This window comes from Streptomyces sp. NPDC018610 (assembly GCF_044391765.1).
In the GTDB taxonomy this organism is placed as follows: domain Bacteria; phylum Actinomycetota; class Actinomycetes; order Streptomycetales; family Streptomycetaceae; genus Streptomyces.
On the sequence record NZ_JBISAL010000004.1, the window covers coordinates 205,986 to 223,516 of the forward strand.

At 71.4% G+C, this 17,531-nt stretch carries 17 protein-coding genes and 1 pseudogene; 8 read left to right on the plus strand and 10 right to left on the minus strand.

Translation table 11 applies throughout. The annotated features are described in order from the left end of the window. Positions 1 to 54 precede the first annotated feature (54 nt). Positions 55 to 1,038: a hydroxyacid dehydrogenase gene (locus tag ACH5A8_RS12770; protein ID WP_399001494.1), complete on the plus strand. Its 984-nt coding sequence runs from the start codon at positions 55 to 57 to the stop codon at positions 1,036 to 1,038. A gap of 53 nt (positions 1,039 to 1,091) precedes the next feature. On the opposite strand, the gene ACH5A8_RS12775 is transcribed toward ACH5A8_RS12770, so the two are convergent. Next, a complete protein-coding gene (locus ACH5A8_RS12775; RefSeq protein ID WP_399000991.1) occupies positions 1,092 to 1,982 on the minus strand; it encodes an NAD(P)H-binding protein in 891 nt (296 codons plus the stop codon). A 199-nt stretch (positions 1,983 to 2,181) separates the two neighbouring features. Here ACH5A8_RS12775 and ACH5A8_RS12780 point away from each other — a divergent pair, with 199 nt between their 5' ends. Further along, entirely contained in the window at positions 2,182 to 2,784 is a 603-nt protein-coding gene (locus ACH5A8_RS12780) for a TetR/AcrR family transcriptional regulator (protein WP_399000993.1), read from the plus strand. 365 nt (positions 2,785 to 3,149) lie between these two features. Here ACH5A8_RS12780 and ACH5A8_RS12785 read toward each other — a convergent pair whose 3' ends face one another. From ACH5A8_RS12785 to ACH5A8_RS12795, 3 genes are all read right to left on the minus strand, one after another. Beyond that, a complete protein-coding gene (locus ACH5A8_RS12785) occupies positions 3,150 to 4,157 on the minus strand; it encodes a cation diffusion facilitator family transporter (RefSeq protein ID WP_399000995.1) in 1,008 nt (335 codons plus the stop codon). Positions 4,158 to 4,389: 232 nt separating this feature from the next. Beyond that, the gene (locus ACH5A8_RS12790) at positions 4,390 to 5,154 is read right to left on the minus strand and encodes a helix-turn-helix domain-containing protein (RefSeq protein ID WP_399000997.1); all 765 of its coding nucleotides are present in this window, start codon (positions 5,152 to 5,154) and stop codon (positions 4,390 to 4,392) included. A gap of 136 nt (positions 5,155 to 5,290) precedes the next feature. Further along, positions 5,291 to 6,520, minus strand: a complete 1,230-nt coding sequence (locus ACH5A8_RS12795) for an MFS transporter (RefSeq protein ID WP_399000999.1) — start codon at positions 6,518 to 6,520, stop codon at positions 5,291 to 5,293. 434 nt (positions 6,521 to 6,954) lie between these two features. Between ACH5A8_RS12795 and ACH5A8_RS12800 the strand changes: the two genes are divergently transcribed. Next, complete coding sequence (locus tag ACH5A8_RS12800; RefSeq protein WP_399001001.1) at positions 6,955 to 7,335, plus strand: antibiotic biosynthesis monooxygenase family protein; 381 nt, start codon at positions 6,955 to 6,957, stop codon at positions 7,333 to 7,335. Between the two features lie 91 nt (positions 7,336 to 7,426). Here ACH5A8_RS12800 and ACH5A8_RS12805 read toward each other — a convergent pair whose 3' ends face one another. Both ACH5A8_RS12805 and ACH5A8_RS12810 read right to left on the minus strand, forming a co-directional pair. Further along, positions 7,427 to 8,386: an XRE family transcriptional regulator gene (locus ACH5A8_RS12805; RefSeq protein WP_399001004.1), complete on the minus strand. Its 960-nt coding sequence runs from the start codon at positions 8,384 to 8,386 to the stop codon at positions 7,427 to 7,429. Positions 8,387 to 8,490: 104 nt separating this feature from the next. Next, complete coding sequence (locus tag ACH5A8_RS12810; RefSeq protein WP_399001006.1) at positions 8,491 to 9,726, minus strand: S1 family peptidase; 1,236 nt, start codon at positions 9,724 to 9,726, stop codon at positions 8,491 to 8,493. A gap of 388 nt (positions 9,727 to 10,114) precedes the next feature. Here ACH5A8_RS12810 and ACH5A8_RS12815 point away from each other — a divergent pair, with 388 nt between their 5' ends. Beyond that, the gene (locus ACH5A8_RS12815; protein WP_399001008.1) at positions 10,115 to 10,591 is read left to right on the plus strand and encodes a hypothetical protein; all 477 of its coding nucleotides are present in this window, start codon (positions 10,115 to 10,117) and stop codon (positions 10,589 to 10,591) included. Positions 10,592 to 10,641: 50 nt separating this feature from the next. Then, positions 10,642 to 11,163: pseudogene (locus ACH5A8_RS12820) on the plus strand (aldo/keto reductase); the annotation flags it as partial. Positions 11,164 to 11,395: 232 nt separating this feature from the next. Here ACH5A8_RS12820 and ACH5A8_RS12825 read toward each other — a convergent pair. Both ACH5A8_RS12825 and ACH5A8_RS12830 read right to left on the minus strand, forming a co-directional pair. Then, positions 11,396 to 11,842 (minus strand): hypothetical protein, encoded by a 447-nt coding sequence (locus ACH5A8_RS12825; RefSeq protein WP_399001010.1) that lies wholly within the window; start codon positions 11,840 to 11,842, stop codon positions 11,396 to 11,398. A gap of 81 nt (positions 11,843 to 11,923) precedes the next feature. Next, entirely contained in the window at positions 11,924 to 12,730 is an 807-nt protein-coding gene (locus tag ACH5A8_RS12830; protein ID WP_399001012.1) for a hypothetical protein, read from the minus strand. 165 nt (positions 12,731 to 12,895) lie between these two features. Between ACH5A8_RS12830 and ACH5A8_RS12835 the strand changes: the two genes are divergently transcribed. The 3 genes from ACH5A8_RS12835 (at position 12,896) to ACH5A8_RS12845 (ending at position 14,312) form a co-directional block, all read left to right on the plus strand. Beyond that, positions 12,896 to 13,054: a hypothetical protein gene (locus tag ACH5A8_RS12835; protein ID WP_399001014.1), complete on the plus strand. Its 159-nt coding sequence runs from the start codon at positions 12,896 to 12,898 to the stop codon at positions 13,052 to 13,054. Positions 13,055 to 13,273: 219 nt separating this feature from the next. After that, a complete protein-coding gene (locus ACH5A8_RS12840; protein WP_399001016.1) occupies positions 13,274 to 13,702 on the plus strand; it encodes a hypothetical protein in 429 nt (142 codons plus the stop codon). 244 nt (positions 13,703 to 13,946) lie between these two features. Then, positions 13,947 to 14,312: a hypothetical protein gene (locus ACH5A8_RS12845; RefSeq protein ID WP_399001018.1), complete on the plus strand. Its 366-nt coding sequence runs from the start codon at positions 13,947 to 13,949 to the stop codon at positions 14,310 to 14,312. A gap of 139 nt (positions 14,313 to 14,451) precedes the next feature. Here ACH5A8_RS12845 and ACH5A8_RS12850 read toward each other — a convergent pair whose 3' ends face one another. Then, the gene (locus tag ACH5A8_RS12850) at positions 14,452 to 16,332 is read right to left on the minus strand and encodes a M1 family aminopeptidase (protein WP_399001020.1); all 1,881 of its coding nucleotides are present in this window, start codon (positions 16,330 to 16,332) and stop codon (positions 14,452 to 14,454) included. 272 nt (positions 16,333 to 16,604) lie between these two features. Then, the gene (locus ACH5A8_RS12855) at positions 16,605 to 17,345 is read right to left on the minus strand and encodes a class I SAM-dependent DNA methyltransferase (protein ID WP_399001022.1); all 741 of its coding nucleotides are present in this window, start codon (positions 17,343 to 17,345) and stop codon (positions 16,605 to 16,607) included. Positions 17,346 to 17,531: the final 186 nt, after the last annotated feature.

A 17,531-nucleotide genomic window follows, 5' to 3' on the forward strand; every position in this document is an offset into this window, starting at 1 on the left:
ATCCCGGCTCCCTCCGCCCCCTCCGGGCGACGGCGTCCGCGCGCCCTGCTGGCCATGCACACCGACCTCGCCGCACGGCTGATCGACCCGGCGACCCTGGACCGGCTCACCACCCTCGCCGACCTCGACCCGGCCCTCGTCGTCGACGACTTCACCGACCCGCGGGCGATCGAGGCGCTGCGCGACACCGAGGTCATCGTCAGCAGCTGGGGCTGCCCGCCCCTGGACGAGGAGGTGCTCACCCGCGCGCCCGCGCTGCGCGCCGTCATCCACGCCGCCGGATCGGTCAAGCATCACATCACCGACGCCTGCTGGCGGCGCGGCATCCAGGTGACCTCGGCGGCCTGGGCCAACGCCCTGCCCGTCGCCGAGTACACGGTGGCCGTGATCCTCCTCGCCAACAAGGAACTGCTGCGGATCCGGGAGGACTACCGCGCCCGCCGCGGCGACCCGTACGACTGGCAGGCCGCTTACGCCCACGTCGGCAACTACGGGCGCACGGTCGGCATCGTCGGCGCCTCCCGCATCGGCCGCCGCGTCCTGGAACTGCTGCGCCCGCACGACCTGCGCCTGCTGCTCCACGACCCGTACGTGGACGCGGAGGAGGCGCGTGCCCTCGGGGCCCGCCCGGTCGGGCTGGACGAACTGTGCGCGGCCAGCGACGTGGTGAGCGTTCACGCCCCCGAACTGCCCTCGACCCGCCATCTGCTGGACGGGCGGCGGCTCGCCCTGATGCGGGACGGGGCGACCCTCGTCAACACCTCCCGCGGTTCCCTCCTCGACCAGGAGGCGCTGATCGCGGAGGTGACCACGGGGCGGCTGAACGCGGTGCTCGACGTCACCGTCCCCGAGGTGCTGCCGCGCGACTCGCCGCTCTACGACCTGCCCAACGTCCTGGTCACCCCGCACATCGCCGGCTCGCTCGGCGGGGAACTGCACCGGATGGCCGCCGCCGCGGCGGACGAACTCGCCCGCTACTCGGCCGGCCTTCCCTTCGCCCACCCGGTGCTGGCTGAGGAGATCGGCCGCTCGGCCTGAGGGAGCCCGGCCGCTCGGCCTGAGGGAGCCGTGCGAGGGCCACGAGGCGACCCTCAGGGCGCCGGGAGCGGGCCCTGCTCGAACGCGCCGACGTGGTCGGCGACCCACTGCGAGAACGACCTCGGCGGCACACCGAGGACGTCGGACACCGCGGAGGTGAGGTACGCGGGCCTTCCCGAGGTCGCGCCCCAGGCGCTGAGCAGCATGTCGACGACCGCGCGCGGCGCCTTCCCCTCCGTCTCGGCGCGGAACTCGTCCGGCGACAGTTCCTCGAACCTGATCGGGCGGCCCAGGACGTTCCCGATGATCTCCACCTGCGCTGCCTGGCTCAGCGACTCGGGGCCCGTGAGGACGTAGTCGCCGCCGGCGTGTCCGTCCTGGTACAGCGTCCGTGCCGCGACGGCCGCGACGTCGCGGTCGTCGACGGGCGCCGTCTCGGCGGCGCCGTAGGGCCAGCGGACGACATCGCCGGCGCGGACGGCGGGCCCCCACCAGGCCGGCGAGTTGGACGCGAACATCCCCGGCCGGATGATCGTCGACTCGACTCCGGTGGCCGCGATGAGCCGCTCGATCTCGGCGTGGAGCGCCGCCATGGGGTTCGGCTGCCGGAAGAAGGGGTGCGGTGTCCGGTGCGGTGAGGAGAGGAGGACGACGCGCCGGGTGTGGGCCGCCAGACGCTCGACGACGGCCGCGGCGGTCGTCGGCGGCACGGTCCAGAGGAGGAAGACGGCGCCGGCGCCCCGCAGCGCCCCGTCGAGGGACGCGGGCACGGTGAGGTCACCGGTGACGACCTCGACGCCGGCCGGCAGCGTCGCCGCCGCTTCGGCACGACGCGTGAGGGCGCGGACCGGCACGCCCGCGCCGAGGAGTTCGTCGACGACGCCGCGACCGATCCGGCCGGTGGCCCCGGTGACGAGCACCGGCGGCATCGGGGTCCGTGTCATGAACGCCTCCCCGGCGTCCGGGGCCTGCGCGTGGAGCCGGCCGTGCCGTGCACGCGCGAGCGGATCGCGGTCGTCCTTCGTCGTCGTGGAAGCGGTCTGCTCGGTGTCTGACCGTCTGCGATGTCTGGTTGAGTCACTGACGCATCAAACCATTACTCGGTTAAAAAAGAAACCGAGTTAATAAGGTTATGCTGGTCGCGTGATCGAGCCGACGGGACTGCGCGCCCGCAAGAAGGCGCGGACCCGTGACGCCATCGCCGACGCGGCGATCTCACTGTTCCTGGCGCACGGATTCGACCAGGTCGCGGTCAGCGACATCGCCGCGGCGGCCGAGGTCTCCAAGCCGACCCTCTTCCGGTACTTCCCCACCAAAGAGGACCTGCTGCTGCACCGGTTCGCGGACCACCAGGGCGAGGCGGCACGTGTCGTGCGCGACCGCCGGCCCGGCGTCCCGCCCATGGCGGCCCTGCACCAGCACTTCCGGGCGGGCCTCGATCGGTACGAGCCCGTCACCGGCCTCAGTGACCACCCCGCGGTGGTGGAGTTCCACCGCCTGGTGTTCACCACGCCGAGCCTGGCGGGACGCCTCACGCAGTACATGCTCGAGGACGAGCAGGCGCTGGCAGGGGCCCTCGACCCCGGCCCGGACATCCGGGCACGGCTGAAAGCGGCCCAGGTGATCGCGGTCCAACGGGTGCTCGCCCGCACCAACTGGCAGAAGATCGCCGAGGGCCGAACCGCCCACGACGTACACCCCGAAGCCGTCGCCGACGCCGACCAGGCCTTCGCCCAACTGCGATGACCGCCCGCTCCCGTCGACCGACGGTACTCGGTCGCCCTGTCGCATCCGCAGGCCGATCGCCCTTCGTGCCGCAGCCCTTCCTCCAGCACACTGACCCGTCAGCGGCAGGCTCATGGCGCGTGCGCGGCACCGCTGGCCGTCGTGACCTCGACCGGCGGGCTGTCGTCCGTCGCCCGTTTCACCGTGGGGTGGGCGTGCCGCGGCTCACGGGGACCCCTCAGACGTGATCTCCGGCGTCGCGACACCTCGCTCGAAAGGGAAGGGCCGCGCACAGATCGCGCGATGTCCAGGGGGATGCGGCACATCGGGACGGGAGTCAGGAACGTGAGGGGACGGTCGGACGGGAGCCGGGGCGGCCGCGGCCGTCAGTCGGTGTTCCTGGGCGGTGTCGGATCGAGGTAGACGCGTCTGACCGCCGGGATCAGGGCTCGGAGGCGTGATTCGGCCTCTTCGCACGCCTGCTCGATCTGATCCGACGTCGAGATGTCGCGGAAGTCGACCTTGGCGGCGATGAGGATCTCCCCCGGCCCCTGCACCATCGTCGTCAGCTCCAGTACGTCGTCGATGTCCTGGACGGCCCTCAGCTCGCGGGTCACGGCGTCCCGGACGGGGGCGGGCAGGGCCCGGCCGATGAGGAGCTCGGTGTTGGCACGGCCCAGGACCCACGCCACCACGACGAGGAGCAGGCCGATGAGGACGGAGGCGACTCCGTCCCATACGCCGGATCCGGTGAGCTGCCCGCCGAGCAGTCCGAGCGCGGCCAGCACCAGGCCCGCGAGAGCCGCCGTGTCTTCCATGACGACCGCCTTGACGGCCGTGTCCGGGGTGTGCCGCAGGTAGCGCAGCACCGGGACGCGGAAGTGTCTGGCCCGCCCGGTGGCCTGTTTGACTCCCGTGCGCAGGGAGAAACCCTCCAGCAGGAAGGCGACCGCGAGCACGATGTAGGAGACCAGCGGGTTTCCGGGTTTCTCGCCTTGAGCCAGAGCCCGGATGCCGTCGTACACGGCGAACACCCCACCGCCGACGAACGTGGCGACGGACGCGAGGAGCGCCCAGATGTAGCGTTCCGGACCGTATCCGAGCGGATGTTCGTCGTCTGCGGGCTTCTTGCTGCGCTTGAGGGCGATCAGCAGGAGCAGTTCGGTGACGGTGTCGGCGACCGAGTGCCCGGCCTCGGACAGCATCGCGCTGGAACCGCTGAGGACGCCGGCGACGGCCTTGGCCAGGGCGACGCCGAAATTGGCGGCGGCTGCCACGATCACGGTGAAGGCGGACCCGCCCGCTCCGGGGCCCTTCGAGGAGCCGACCCGGGGGTCGAGAAGCGGGCGGACAGGCCCGCTCGGGCTCTGCTCGGGCTCACCCTGTGCGCTCATGTCGCCACATTAGGAGGCCACGCGGACACGCGCAGTCGGGGACACCGACGACCGGAGGGGTGCGGGCCGGGAGATCATCGAGCCGCGACGGATCATCGAGCCGCGACGCCTCGTGATCACGCGGTGATCAGGCGGAGGTCCGTGCCCGCGCTTCCGTCGGCGCCGACCGCATCGCTCCGGCATCCAGGGTGACCGCCGACGACCGCGGTGTGAGGGCTGTCCCAGCGGTTCCTCATCGATCCCGCGGGTTGAGCACGCCTGCCCGGTACGCCCCGGGCGTGGTGTTCGTGGTCCGGGCGAAGATGTCGACGAAGGCGCTGGTCGTCGCCCATCCGCAGGCGTGGGCGGTGTCGGTGACGGTGGCGCCCTCCGCGAGCATCACCATGGCGGCGAAGACGCGGGTGCGGGTGCGCCACTGGGGGTAGGTCATGCTGAACTCGTCGCGGAAGAGGCGGGACAGCGTGCGCTCGCCTGTGTGTACGCGGCGGGCGAGTTCGGCGAGGGAGCAGGGCCGGCTCAGGTCGGCTTCCACCAGGTGGCAGGCGTCGGTCAGGCGCCGGTCCTGAGGAGCGGGCAGGGTGATCGGCTGCTCCGCGACACGCCGCAGCCGGTCGCGGAGCACCGCGTCGATGTGGCGTGTCTCAGCGGGGGTGAGCGTGGGGCTCGTGAGGGCGATCAGCAGTTCCCGTACGAGCGCGTCGACGGCGATGACCGCCGGTGTCCGGGAGTCGAACAGAGGTCTGCCCCGGGCCGGGAAGCCGATCGTGTGGAAGCGGCTGCGGCCGTAGAAGCGGTGTTCGTGCCATGTGTGGGCCGGGATCCACAGGGCCCGGTCGTTCGGTGCGATCCAGGAGCCGTGCTCGGTGCGGATCGCGAGGACGCCCGAGCTGACGTAGATCAGCTGGTGGTCGTCGTGACGGTGGCGATCGATGACGTCTCCGCCCACGCGGGACTGGGTGCTGGTCGGCGCGACGGGCTGGTGGCGGATGTCGGACATCAGCAGGCAGGATACGGGGAGGGCGCGCTCCGCCCGGGTCGCTCCTCATGACGCGTCACCTCGGCCCGGTGGCCGTTCGCATCGGGCCGATCGACGTGATCGCCGACGACGAGGACCCCCGGGCGCTGATCGGTGTTCACCGGTGCCGGTCATGCGTCGTCGAGGGGGTGGCCCTGGGGGGCTCCGGTTCGTGGACCGGTTCGCGCAGCGCGGTGGAGAGCAGGATCGCGATCACCGGCACGGTGGCGAGGACGGTGAGCGCGCCTCGCGGGCCGTAGTGACCGGCGACGACGCCCAGCAGCGGCATGAAGAGGCCTCCGGCGCTCATCGCGAGTCCGAGGGTGACACCGGCGGCGGTCCCGGGCCGGCTGGGCAGGTAGTCCTGGCCGAGCTTGATGAGCACGGCGAACGGGATGTTCGAGATGAGGCCGACGAGGAGGGCCAGGGGCAGGGCCGCGTACTTGTCGTCGCAGGCCAGCATGAGCCACAGGGCGGGCAGCATGGCGGCGTTTCCGAGCTGCACGGTGCGGACCATGCCGATGCGGTCGGCGAGCCGTCCGCCGAGCAGGGTGCCGAGCACGCCTCCGCCGAGTTCGAGGGTCAGTGCTGTCCCGCCGAGGCCGCTGCCGGCGCCGAGGTGCCGGATCCAGTACAGCGAGATGAAGGTGTTCACCCCGGTCGAGATCGTGGACCGGACGATCTCCACGGAGGTCAGGGCCGCGAAGCGCCCCGGCTGATCCGTGCCGTGACGGCGGACCTTCTCGGCCGTGGCGCCGGGCGTGCGGTCGTGGTGACGCAGCAGGACGAGGCCCATGAGGACGGCCGGCGGGATGAACAGCGCGGTCGCGCCGATCCCGAGGGTGTCCAGGGCCGGTGTCGCCAGTGCCGGTCCGACGAAGAACCCGACGCTCCCGCCGGCCGCGAAGTAGCTCATCGCGGTGGCGCTGCCCCCGGCCGCGCGCCGGGCGTCGCGGCCGGCCGGCGGGTGGAACATCGCGATGCCGACGCCCGCCGTCAGCAGCAGCGCGAACACCAGCGGATAGGCGGGCACGAGCCCGGACAGGCCCGCCCCGATGCCTGCCAGGCTGATCCCCAGCGGCGACATCCACCGGAGCCGGTGCCGGTCGGCCAGCAGCCCGATCGGCACCTGGGGCAGCGCACCGCCCAGCGTCGCGGCCAGCGCCAGCCCCGAGGCCTCGACGTAGCCGAAGTGCCGTTCCAGCACGAAGTAGGGGACGGCGGCGGGCACGAGGCCCTGGTAGAAGTCGTCGACGGCATGGGCGGTGGCCCACATCCGCATCCGGCGCCAGTGTCCGGGAGAGCCGCCGATGTCACGGGGGCGGGTCGTTTCCTGGGTCGAAGTCACCCGTCCACCATGGTTGTTCCGGGGCAGGCGTGCTTCCCGTATTCCGCCTGTCAGTATCCGGAAACCGCCACACACACGCCCGTGCCGGTCGTGCCCTCCGTGCCGGTCGTGCGTCCCTGCCGGCCGTGGTGCGGGCGCGGGGCGGGGCGGAAGGGCGCTGACGGTGTAGGCGCCCCTCCCTTGGCCGAGGTGGCTCGCGGGATCTCTCCCGGACGGAATCGAGCCGGAGAGCTCCGCTCCCGGTGCGCACGGGTTCGGCCGGCGGGCGCGTGCAGCGGGCGACAGGCGTGTGACCGCCTCGGAAGAAGGAGGACCGTGGGTCACGGGGATCCGACCGACGGCCGGCGGGCTTCGGTCAAGAGCTGGATCCCTCGAGCGTCCCGTTCGGGAAAGACGCTGGATCGCCGGGCCCGTCCCGCCTTACGGTGGCGGCCATGAGCGATCACTCAAAACTGCCTGTCGCGCCCGTCGGCGCCCATGAACCTCCGTACTACGTGGCTGTCTTCACCTCGGTGCGGACCCAGGACCAGAGCGGCTACAGCGAGACCGACGCACGCATGGAAGAACTGGTGAAGGACGTCCCCGGGTTCCTGGGGATGGATCACGCGCGGACACCCGGGGGGCTGTCCATCACCGTCGGGTACTTCCGCGATGCCGACTCCCTCACGGAGTGGCGGCGCAACGCCGAGCACCGTGCGGCGCAGAAGCGTGGGCGGGCCGAGTGGTACGAGAGCTACACGCTGCACGTGGCGAAAGTGGAGCGGAGCCACGGGTTCACGCGAGAACAGGCCCCGCAGGGCACGACAGCGGGCTGACGCACCGCGGCCACGTCGGCGCCCGTCCCGCACGCGCCGACAGGCCGGCCCGGCTCGGAACGACCCGGCGGCGTCGTCTCGGACCGGCCGGTCAGCGGGGCCATTGCCAGGAGATGCCGTGTACGCCGGGCGGGCACTTGTGGAGCAGCATGTGCGAGGCGTGTGACACATCCAGGGCGATGCGGCGCTCGTAGCGCCTGGGTGTGTCGATCCGCTCCTTGAAGAAGCGATGACAACGCGTCGGCAGTGCGTCGGGGTGGAAGCAGATGTGCAGCAGGTACTCGTGCGGGCTGGTGCGCAGACGCCGCTCGTGGTGCAGCGCTTCCGCCGGCTCGGGGCCGTACCGCAGCGTGTAGGCGATCAGCGCGGACTCGTCGCGGGCCAGGGGGCGGCCGAATTCCAGTTCGGCGACGACGGCCTGCAGCTCGGGCAGCCGGCGCACCGTGCCGAGCCGGCCGTGGTGAGCGGTGACGGTCGCGGACTCGGCGGGTATCTCGTCGTGCACGACGGTGACGTGGCGCGCCCCGTCCCGCGTCGCCCGCATGACCTGCTTAACGGTGATGGCCCGGCACCGGCGGTGCGCGTCGATCCGCACCGTCTCGTGGATGCTCAACGAGATCAAGTCGTCGTTGAACTCCGCGAATTCGGCACCCAGGGCGAGTTCGACGGGGGACCGCTCTCCGAAGACCTTGCGGGAGAGGTCCAGTCCGGGGGCCTTGGTGGTGATGCGGCCGCGGGGGCGGCTCGGTCCGATGAGGGACCTCAGGGTTCCCGACGGAAGGTCGAGGATGTCTTCCAGGGCGTCCACGGCGCGCAGGGAGTGGGCCTGTTCCGGCTGGCTGCGTCCGCGCTGCCAGTAGCTCAGGGTGGCGAGGCTGACGCTGATGCCCTGGGCGGCCAGCCGCTCGCGCACCCGGTCGAGGGAGAGGCCGCGTCGCTGGACGGCGTCACGGAAGACGGCGGCGAAGGTGCCGGCGGTGTCCGGAGCGGCGAGGTGCCCGGAGGAGGTGGGGATCTCGTCGGCGGGTTCGGCCCGGTGCGGCCTTCTCATGGCGCCTCCGCGTCGCTGGTGCGCGTCCCGTCGTGCGGGATCATACGCCTGGCCAGGGCGGGCCCGCCTTCAGCGGACCCGCCCGGTGTCGTGCGACTCGGCGATCAGCTGATGTCGAGCGTCAGGCCGTAGTAGGACAGGGCGTCGTCGAGGGGCTGGAAGTACGACGAGCCGCCGGAGCCGGTGCCCGAGCACTGCTGGCCGGTGGGGCCGCCGGAGGTCATGCCCTGCGCCTGGTTGCCGGAGATGTACGCGCCGCCGCTGTCACCGCCCTGCGTGCACACCGATGAACTGGCCAGTCCGGTGACCACGGTGTCGGGCCCGCCGTGCTCGTCGGTGTAGGTGACGGAGACGTTGTACGACTTCACCGCGCCGCAGGTCCAACCGGTGGTCTGCCCCGACTTGCACAGCGAGGCGCCGGAGGCCGCGCGCCTGCTGCCCTTGACGGCGACGTTCGGCCCCTGGCCCCAGGTGCCGACCTGGGGGGCGACCGAGTCGTCGGTGTCGACCTGGGCGATGCCCATGTCGACGCTCCGGCGGCCCAGGGCGTAGCGGCTGTGGACGCCCTTCGCGAAGTGGGCGTTGTTGTAGTACAGGTCGGTGAGGTCGGCCACGCAGTGGCCGGCGCTCACGAGGTACTGACGTCCCGAGGAGTCGTGGGCGCCGTAGCCGACGGAACAGATCCAGCTGCCCTGGCTGTTGTTCCAGGTCATCCTGCTGCCGGGGTAGACCGTCGACTGGGGGGCCAGCCGCTGCCCGTCGTGGACGATCCGTACCGCGCTGCCGTGGGAGGCCGCGGCCTCCAGGAACGACTTCGCCGCCGCGGAGGTCCGGCCGGGGGCGACGTGCACGGTGACGGTGTCGCTCGGCAGGTCCACCGACCACGAGGCAACGCCGTCGGGGGCGTCGCGGAGGGCCCGCGCGTCGAGCGAGGCCTTGACGCGGTCCAGGGCACGCGCGCCGCGCTGCGGAACGCGCGCGGCGAGCCCGTGCTGTCTGACCCTCGCGGCCGCGGCGGCGGAGGAGACGTTCACCGTCAGCTTGCCGTCCGCGGTGAAGTAGGCGCCGTCCGTCGCCACGCCCGAGCGGCTGAGCTCGGTCAACTCGTCCTGCTGGGAGGCCTGGTGGTCGAGCCGGGCCACCGTCGCGTCCTCGCTGACGCCGAGGGAGGCGGCCAGCGCGGCGACCATGGCCGGCTGGTAGCGGGGTGCGGTGGGGGAGGGGGCAGCCTGGGCGGCGCCCGTGGCGACGGCGGCTGACAGCAGCGTGCCGACCGCGGTGGCCACCAGGGATATCCGAGAAACGTGCACAGCTTTCCTCTCTGCATGGGCATGACACATCCGCGAGTGGGGAATTCGGAGAGTCTCCTATGGCGGAGACAGCCGTCGGCGGGACGTGCGATGCCGGTCCAGCGGCGCTTGGGGGTGCGCCGCCGCCCTGAACTCTGGCTTAGGTTCCGGAGGTTGTTCAAGACGCGTTCATCGGTCCGTTTTCAACAGGACGCGGTTAACTGTTGAATCCGGCGAGATCGGCGGTGCCCGTACCGGACCGGTGCCGACGGGCCCGGACCGGTCACGACGACCCGGAGCGGTGACGATGGCCTGGACCGGTGACGCCATCCCGGATCGGTGAGGCCATCCCGAATCGGTGACGCGGCCCCGGATCGGTGACGATCGTGGCGGGCGATCTTGACGGCAAGAGGGTCCCGAAGATCCACGGCGTGACACGATGACGGCCATGTCAGGTCAGGTGTGGGTGTCACTCATATCGCTGGGCGGCGTCGCCCTCGGCGGCTCGTTGTCCTACCTCGTGCAGCACAGGACTCAACTCTCGGCGGAACGCGCGGAACAGCGACGGCAGCAGATCTCCTTGTCGGAGGCCCGGCGAGCGGAACGGCTGGCGTTGCTGGAGCGGTTCGTCGAAGTGGGGGCCGAAGCCGAACGCTCCGCCTTCAGCCGGCCCCCCGAGTGGGACGACACCCACGAGTGGTTCCTCACGACCCGCGACGTCATGAACAGACTGTGGGTCGCGGAACGGCTCATCCGCATCCAGTTCCCCCTGCCCGTGCACGACGCCGCCCGCGCCTACTTCCTCGACCTCAACCGAACGGTGTGGGAAGGCCTGCCGGACGGCGAGAGCGTGCGGGACTACCTGGAGGACAACCGGCTTGCGTTCCTGGACGCGGCCCGCGCGGTCATGGGGTGACGGGCCCGGCCCCGGGATCCCTCGTGGGCGGCCGCTGCTCGCCCGAGCGGCTGGAACGGCTGCGCGGCGAAGGAGTGCTCGGTGCGATCGGCTGCGGCATGAACCAGGCGGACCTGCTCGCCCGCTTCATCCGGGAGACCGACGTCGACGCCGTCCTGCTGGCCGGCCGCTACACCCTGCTCGACCAGCACGGCCTCGCCGAACTGCTGCCGCTCGCGGCCGAGCGCGGCGTCGGAGTCGTCATCGGCGGCGTCTTCAACTCCGGTCTGCTCGCCGACCCGCACGCCGGCGCCACCTTCGACTGCGCCGCCGCGCCCGAGCACCTGCTGGCACGCGCCCGGGACCTGCGGGCGCTCTGCGAGCGACACGGTGTTCCCCTGCGCGCCGCCGCCCTGCGTTTCCCGTTCGGTCACCCGGCGGTCACCAGTGTCCTGGCCGGCGCCCGCAGCGCCGCCGAGGCCGAGGACGCCGCCGCCCTGCTCCGACGGCCCGTCCCGGACGCGCTCTGGGCGGAGTTGAGGGAACGCGGCCTGCTCACGCCGGACGTCCCGACTCCCGCCCGGGAGCCCTGACGCGCGTCTCCCGCTCCGGGTGGACGGCGCCCCCGGATCTCGCCCCCGGAGGTCTTCGTCCCACGCCGGCCGTCCGCGGTTCGGATCCCACTGGCCGGTCCCCACCCCAGGGGCGGGCTCTGCGCAGGTCGTCGAGGCCGCCGACAGTCTCATGGAGGTGCCGGACCCGGGGAGAAGGGCACACGGGTGCCCTGCTGCGCCGTGCCGTACCGCCGTCGGGCTTGCCGCCGCATCAGGCCGAGCCCCGCGCATTCCGTTCGTCGTCGGTGTGACGGATGGTGATGTCACCGCCTGCTTGGTTGATCCAGGAGTCGTCCCCGGCGCGCGCCCGCATCGTCACCGAACCGGGGCTCGGCGCGCTGCTCCGCGGCAGGAGCGGGTTCAGGACCTCCTCCAGCACCCGCCGCAGTTGCTGCTCCACAGCGGGGTCGGAGTCCACCAGCCGCTGAAGTCGCCGCCGCCAGTCCCTGACCAGTTCGGCCTCGGTCTCCTGGTCGTCCCTCTCCCGGGCCGCCAGTACTTCGTCCCGCACCTCGGCCAGCTCTCCCTCGACGGCCGGGACCCGCTCGGGGTGCGTTCGTCGCCACAGGGTGAGCGCCCCGGAACGCGCCTGCTGCCAGGCGTCGGTGGCCATCGAGCTCACCAGGGCGCTCGCCGCGGTCATCACCAGAGGATCCATGTCGCCTTCCCTTGACTGCTGACTGCTGACTGCCTTCCGGCCGACCGCATGTACGACGACACGTCGCCGCTCCTACGCGGCTCAGGCGGCGGGCTTCCACACGACGGTCTCGAACTCCACGACAGCGGCGAAGTTCACCTCGGAGGACTTGACGACCTTCAGCCGGGCGATGCGGTTCTGGTCGGTCCGCACGCACACCACGGCGCCCTGCCGCAACGACGCCGCCATCAGTCCGCCGGTGTCGGTCGCTTCGTCGCACTCCGCCTGCCCGGGCTCCGCACCCTGTCCCTTCCACAGCGCGACGGACACGTTGTCCGCGGAGGCCATGAGCTGAACTCCGGAGCCGAGCGCTATGAGCTGAATGTCGACACTGTCGAAGAGGGACGACTTCTGGCTGGGGTGGCTGCCGTCGAGATTCATGCCCTGTTGGCTGAGCACCAGTGTGCCCTGCCACTGGACGACGGGCTCGGCGGCCGGCCCTCGCGGAGGGTCTTTCGGCGTCGCCGTCCGGGCGCCCGCGGTGCTCGCGGCGCCCTGGTCGGCGGCGCCACCCGGCGACCTGGCGGTGCCGCCCTGTGCCGTCGGCTCCGTGGCGGAGGAGCCCTGGGACGAGAGGGAGGAGATGCGGCTGGACCCCTTGTCCGGCCGGTCGTGGGTGAGGGTGTACGCGCTCACCACGCCGACGGCGGCGACGACCACGACGGCCAGGGCGGCCCATCCGGTGTGGCGGTTGTAGTTGACCGTGCTGTTGTTGTTGATCGTGCTGCTGTTGACGTCACCCGCCGCCTGGTAGATCCGGCCCTGGTCACCTGCCTGGGCGTCCAGACGGTCACCGGCCGAGGGCGTGTGGGGCGGCCCCCATCGAGGATTCGATCTGTCACCGGACACTGCCGCCATCCCCCCGTGTCACGCGTTGTCCGTGGGGAAGCCTACGGGACATGTCTGACGGGTGATCGGTTTTTGGCAGAAGTGAGCTGCGGTCATGGGTAGTTGACCACCGCGTGTCGGATAACCGGGTTGTCTCTCCTGCGACGTGTACTCACCCGGCGGTTCGTGAGCGTTGAGAAGTACGTCGACTCGGCGGCGTTCGCGGCTCACCGCGACTCGGGCCACGTCCGCGAGATCGGCCTCGCCCGGGTGATGCCGCCGGCGACGGCGCGCGACGTGCGGATGTACGACCAGCCGAGCGGGACCCGGCCCGCGGGACAGTGAGGTGTGCGCCCCGCCGCCGACGTCGTCGAGCCGGGAGTGGTTCGTCCGGAGGGCTGCGGGGTTCCTCACAACGCATCGTCGGCGATCCGGGCATGGGCTCGTCGGGAGATCACGTAGCATCCAGGACGAATTGATCAACTTCCGCGGTCACCCGCCCAGCTGGAGTCTCTCCACGCACCGACCATGGGTGATCGCGCAAGGGGGAAGGCAGAAACCAGGATGACGTCATCCAGTCTCCGCCGACGCGTCGCGGGAACCGCGGTCGCCGCTCTTCTGATCGGCGCCGGGGCCCTGGCGACCGCGCCTTCGGCGGCGGCCAAGGCCAACCTGCTGTCGATCGGGAAGGTGTCGCTGCACACCCCCGGCCTGCAGGTGAAGGTCACCTACTCCTGCGACACCGGCATGGACCACGAGCTCGTGGCCAACGCCACGACGCTCAACCACAGTCCGCACGACCAGTCCATCGCCGCGGGCACCGTCAAGAAGGACAAGCTGGTCTGCGACTACAACGACCACGTCGCGCTGGTGACCATGCGCCCGGCCGCGGGCGCGCACTTCGACAAGGGGGACAAGGTCGAGGTCACGGTCTTCTACTTCGACAACGACGGGTTCCGGTACGGCGACGAGACGACGGTCGCCGTCCTCTAGGGCGCATCTGGCCCTGGTGGGCGACGCCCGGACGAGGGACCGGTATGTCGCGGTGCGGAGCGACCGCGTACATGCCGGAAGTCGCCCCCCGGGGCGTGATCGAAGCGTCGACGGGCCGGACGGAGCGATGCCCGGATGCGGCCCGTCCACCCCGCTGTTCCACGAGATGAGCTCCATCATGCGACCGCGCCTGTGACGAGCCACCTATGCTGGTCCGCAGCGGCACAGGGGGAGGAGAGGGCGGATGAACTGGCTCTGGGTGGTGCTCATCGTCTTCTGGACGGGTGGCTTCGCGTGGGTCGCTGACAACGTCCGCACCGCACTGCGTAACCGGCATGAGCGCAAACTGGAGTTGCTGGAGGCGGCGAGACAGGAGCGCCTGGCCGTCGAAGCCGCGAACAAGGCCCCGGAGCCGGTGTGCGGATGCACGCACCATCTCGCCAAGCACGACAGGAAGGGCCGGTGCCATGAGCGCGTCGAGGTGCCGGTGGCCTGGGACGAGAACAAGAAGCCGCTGCGTTATGAGGCCGGCCAGTGCAACTGCCAGCAGTACGTGGGGCCTCAGCCGCTGTCACAGGTGTTCGCGGAGGACCTGACGGATCTCGCCTGACCAGGACGGCGAGGCCGCTCACCGTGGCTGACTGCCTCCTCCGGCGGTGATCGGGCGGCACCGCGTCTCGGGTGCCGCCCGACTGTGCCGCCGCCGCCCGGAGTTCATCCCTCCGGGCGACGACGAGGGCCGGGCCCGGTCAGCCGTCGATGCGGTGCTGGGTCCAGAAGGAGGTGAGGTCCGTGCCGGTGGCGGCCTGGGCCGCCGCCTTGAACTCGGCCGTGGTCGACACGCCGTACCAGTGCGCGGTGGCGTAGTCCTTCAGCAGCTTCGTCATCGCGCTGTCGCCGATGAGCCGGCGCAGGTCGTGCAGGGCGCACTTGCCGTAGCCGTAGACGACGGTGGAGTAGCGCGAGGAGTGGGCGTCCCAGTAGGCCATCGAGTTGGTGATCTTCTCGGTGCCGGAGGCCCAGGAGACACCGCTCCAGCAGTTGGCGCCGGTCTTGCCCTGGGCGAGGTCGGTGGCGTAGTCGGTGAACGCCTCGTCCAGCCAGGGGCTGTTGTACTCGTCGTCGCCGACGATGCCGTACCACCACTGGTGGCCGATCTCGTGGGTCAGCGCGGTGGTGCTCACCAGGTCGAGGACGAAGCCGGGGTACTCCATGCCGCCGAACCAGTAGTTGTTGTCGATGACGGCGTCCAGCTCGCCGTAGGGGTAGGCGCCGAAGCGGGAGGCGTGGGAGTCGACCGCGCTCTTGGCGGTGCTCAGCATGGACTGGGCGTTGGCGGAGCTGATGCCCGAGACGGAGTACACGTTCACCGCGACGCCGCCGGGCGAGGTGCCGGAGATCTTGCTGAACGGACCGGCGGCCCAGGCGAAGTCGCGGACCTTCGAAGCGGTGGCCGTGGTCACCGTACGGCCGCTGGAGCCGGGGGTGTCGGTGGAGGTGCCGGTGGCCGGGACGAGCAGGCCGCTGGGGTGGTCGAGGGTCACCTTGAAGTCGGCGGCCAGGGAGTAGAAGGCCTCGCCGTTGTCGGTGTACGGGTCCAGGTGCCAGCCGGCGCCGTCGCGGACCGCGAGGACGGGCAGGGCGTTGCCGATGAAGCTGAACGCGCCGTCGTGGCCGAACCGATCGGCGCCGCTGGGCACGGTGATGCCGAGGTCGAAGCCGACGGTGGCGCTCTGGCCCTGGGCGAGCGGGGTCGGCAGGTCGACCTTCAGGGCGGTGCAGGCCACCGAGAGGGCGCCGGCGGTCCCGCCGGTGACGTTGCCGACCCTGATCGGCATGGCGTCGCAGCTGCCGTGGTAGTTGTCCCACAGCCGCAGGTAGACCTCGCTCAGCGCGGTGGCGGAGGCGTTGGTGAAGGTGACGCTCTCGTGGCCGTTCCAGACGGTGCCGGCGGTGTCGCTGCTGAGGCTGACGGTGTACGCGGGCGCCGCCGGGGTGCGGGTGGAGTCGGCCGGCGGGGTCGTGCCGCCGGAGGTGTCGAGGGCGACGTCGTCGAGGACGAAGCTGGTCTGGAGGCTGGAGTCCTCGGCGCCGGTGAAGGACAGGTTCACGGTCTGCCCGGCGAACGAGGACACGTCGACCGTCTTCTGGACGTAGCCGGTGTTCTTGTTCAGGTTCGAGTAGGTGGCCAGTGTGCTGCCGCCCAGCTTCACGGTCAGCTTGTCGTAGGCCGTGGAGGAGGTCGTCTCGGCGGTGTCGATGTGCAGCCAGTAGCTCAGGGTGGCGGTGGAGCACCCGGAGGGGATCGTGACGCTCTGGGTGAGGGTGTCGGTGCGGGTGCCGCCGGTTCCGTCCAGCCACGCGTAGGCGCCGCCGCCGTGGGCGGTCTGTCCGGAGCGGCTGGTGATCACGCTGGACGTGGACTGGGTCCACGGTGAAGTCCCGCTCTCGAAACCGCCGTTGGTGACCACCTGGGCCGGAGTGCAGGCGGCGGGGGCCACATCCGAGCGGGCGGCGGCTGGAGCCGCACCTGTTCGGGCGGCGGCGGGGGAGCCGGGGAGGACGAGGGCGGCCACGGCGGCGACGGTGAGCGCACCGATGCCGAGGGCCTTGTGGGGGGTCGGTCTCACACGCTACTCCTTCTACGGCGGCCGGGGTCCCGGCCTGCTCGAAGGCCGCCGGATCGGCTGGGGTGCGCCGGGGCGGCCGTGGGTAGGGCTTGCGCGTTGCGGTGTTCAGGATCCGGTCGCGCCCCTCTGGGGTCGGGGCCACGACTGCCAAAGAGTGACAGATTTGACCGAGGCATGCCAGGCTTCGTGGGTGGTGGGCAGCCGAAGGCGAAGCGTCCCGACAGAGGTTTCAGGACAGACAGCGGCCGACGTCGGCGGTCCGGTGGCCGGCCTCAAGCCGGCTTGCGCCACACGGAGATGTGCTTGGCGGAGTCCTGGGTGAACGGCGTCCCGTCCCAGTCCGCGACGCGGCGTTCCCGCTCCAGCCCGGCGAGCCGTGCCATCAGGTCGAGCTCTGCCGGCCAGGCGTACCGGTGCCGGGAGTCGTCGCGGCGGTAGCGGCCGTCGTCACCGCCGCGGGTGAAGTGGTGCGAGACGAGGATCTGCTCGACCAGGTCGAAGGTGTCGAAGCCGAGATGCCGCTCGGAGACGTCGAACGGCACCGCGACCTGGCCGGGCGGCAGGAGCCGCAGCGGCGGCACGCCCAGCTCGATGACGAAGCGGCCGCCGGGCGCCAGATGGCGCGCGGCGTTGCGGAAGCACTCGACCTGCTCGTCCTGCGTGAGCAGGTTCGAGAGGGTGTTGTAGACGAGATAGACCAGGGTGAACTCGCCGGGCACGACGGTGGTGGCCATGTCCCCGATGGTCACCGGGAGCGTGTCCTCGTCGATCTTGCGCCGCAGGACCGCTGCCATGGGCTCGGACAGTTCGATGCCCACCACCGGCACGCCGCGCTCCCGGAGCGGCACGCCCACGCGTCCGGTTCCGATCGCGAACTCCAGTGCCCGGCCGTCTCCGGCGAGCTCGGCGAGGAAGGCGAGAGTCGGCCCGAGAACGGCGGCCGAGGACATCTCGGTCTCCTCGGCGTCGTAGCGTTCGGCGGTCGCACGGGTCCACAGCTCACTGCTCGTCACGGACAGCCACTGTGCCGGGTGCCGAGAGGCCCTGTCGACGCATTTACCCGGGCCTCGACCGATTCCGTCGGCCCGGCCGGCAACGGGGATGAAGAGGGGAGGAGCTGGTCGACGGACGACGATGCCGTCGCCGGCCTCCCGTGCCGGCGGTGCCGAAGAAGCCGGTGGAGTTCGGCCTCCTGCTGC

Excerpts from the sequence above, each read along its gene's own strand:
- ACH5A8_RS12770 (WP_399001494.1), top strand. The coding sequence starts at position 55 with ATGCACACCGACCTCGCCGCACGGCTGATCGACCCGGCGACCCTGGAC.
- ACH5A8_RS12775 (WP_399000991.1), bottom strand. The coding sequence starts at position 1,982 with ATGACACGGACCCCGATGCCGCCGGTGCTCGTCACCGGGGCCACCGGC.
- ACH5A8_RS12785 (WP_399000995.1), bottom strand. The coding sequence starts at position 4,157 with ATGAGCGCACAGGGTGAGCCCGAGCAGAGCCCGAGCGGGCCTGTCCGC.
- ACH5A8_RS12790 (WP_399000997.1), bottom strand. The coding sequence starts at position 5,154 with ATGTCCGACATCCGCCACCAGCCCGTCGCGCCGACCAGCACCCAGTCC.
- ACH5A8_RS12800 (WP_399001001.1), top strand. The coding sequence starts at position 6,955 with ATGAGCGATCACTCAAAACTGCCTGTCGCGCCCGTCGGCGCCCATGAA.
- ACH5A8_RS12805 (WP_399001004.1), bottom strand. The coding sequence starts at position 8,386 with ATGAGAAGGCCGCACCGGGCCGAACCCGCCGACGAGATCCCCACCTCC.
- ACH5A8_RS12810 (WP_399001006.1), bottom strand. The coding sequence starts at position 9,726 with ATGTGTCATGCCCATGCAGAGAGGAAAGCTGTGCACGTTTCTCGGATA.
- ACH5A8_RS12815 (WP_399001008.1), top strand. The coding sequence starts at position 10,115 with ATGACGGCCATGTCAGGTCAGGTGTGGGTGTCACTCATATCGCTGGGC.
- ACH5A8_RS12825 (WP_399001010.1), bottom strand. The coding sequence starts at position 11,842 with ATGGATCCTCTGGTGATGACCGCGGCGAGCGCCCTGGTGAGCTCGATG.
- ACH5A8_RS12840 (WP_399001016.1), top strand. The coding sequence starts at position 13,274 with ATGACGTCATCCAGTCTCCGCCGACGCGTCGCGGGAACCGCGGTCGCC.
- ACH5A8_RS12845 (WP_399001018.1), top strand. The coding sequence starts at position 13,947 with ATGAACTGGCTCTGGGTGGTGCTCATCGTCTTCTGGACGGGTGGCTTC.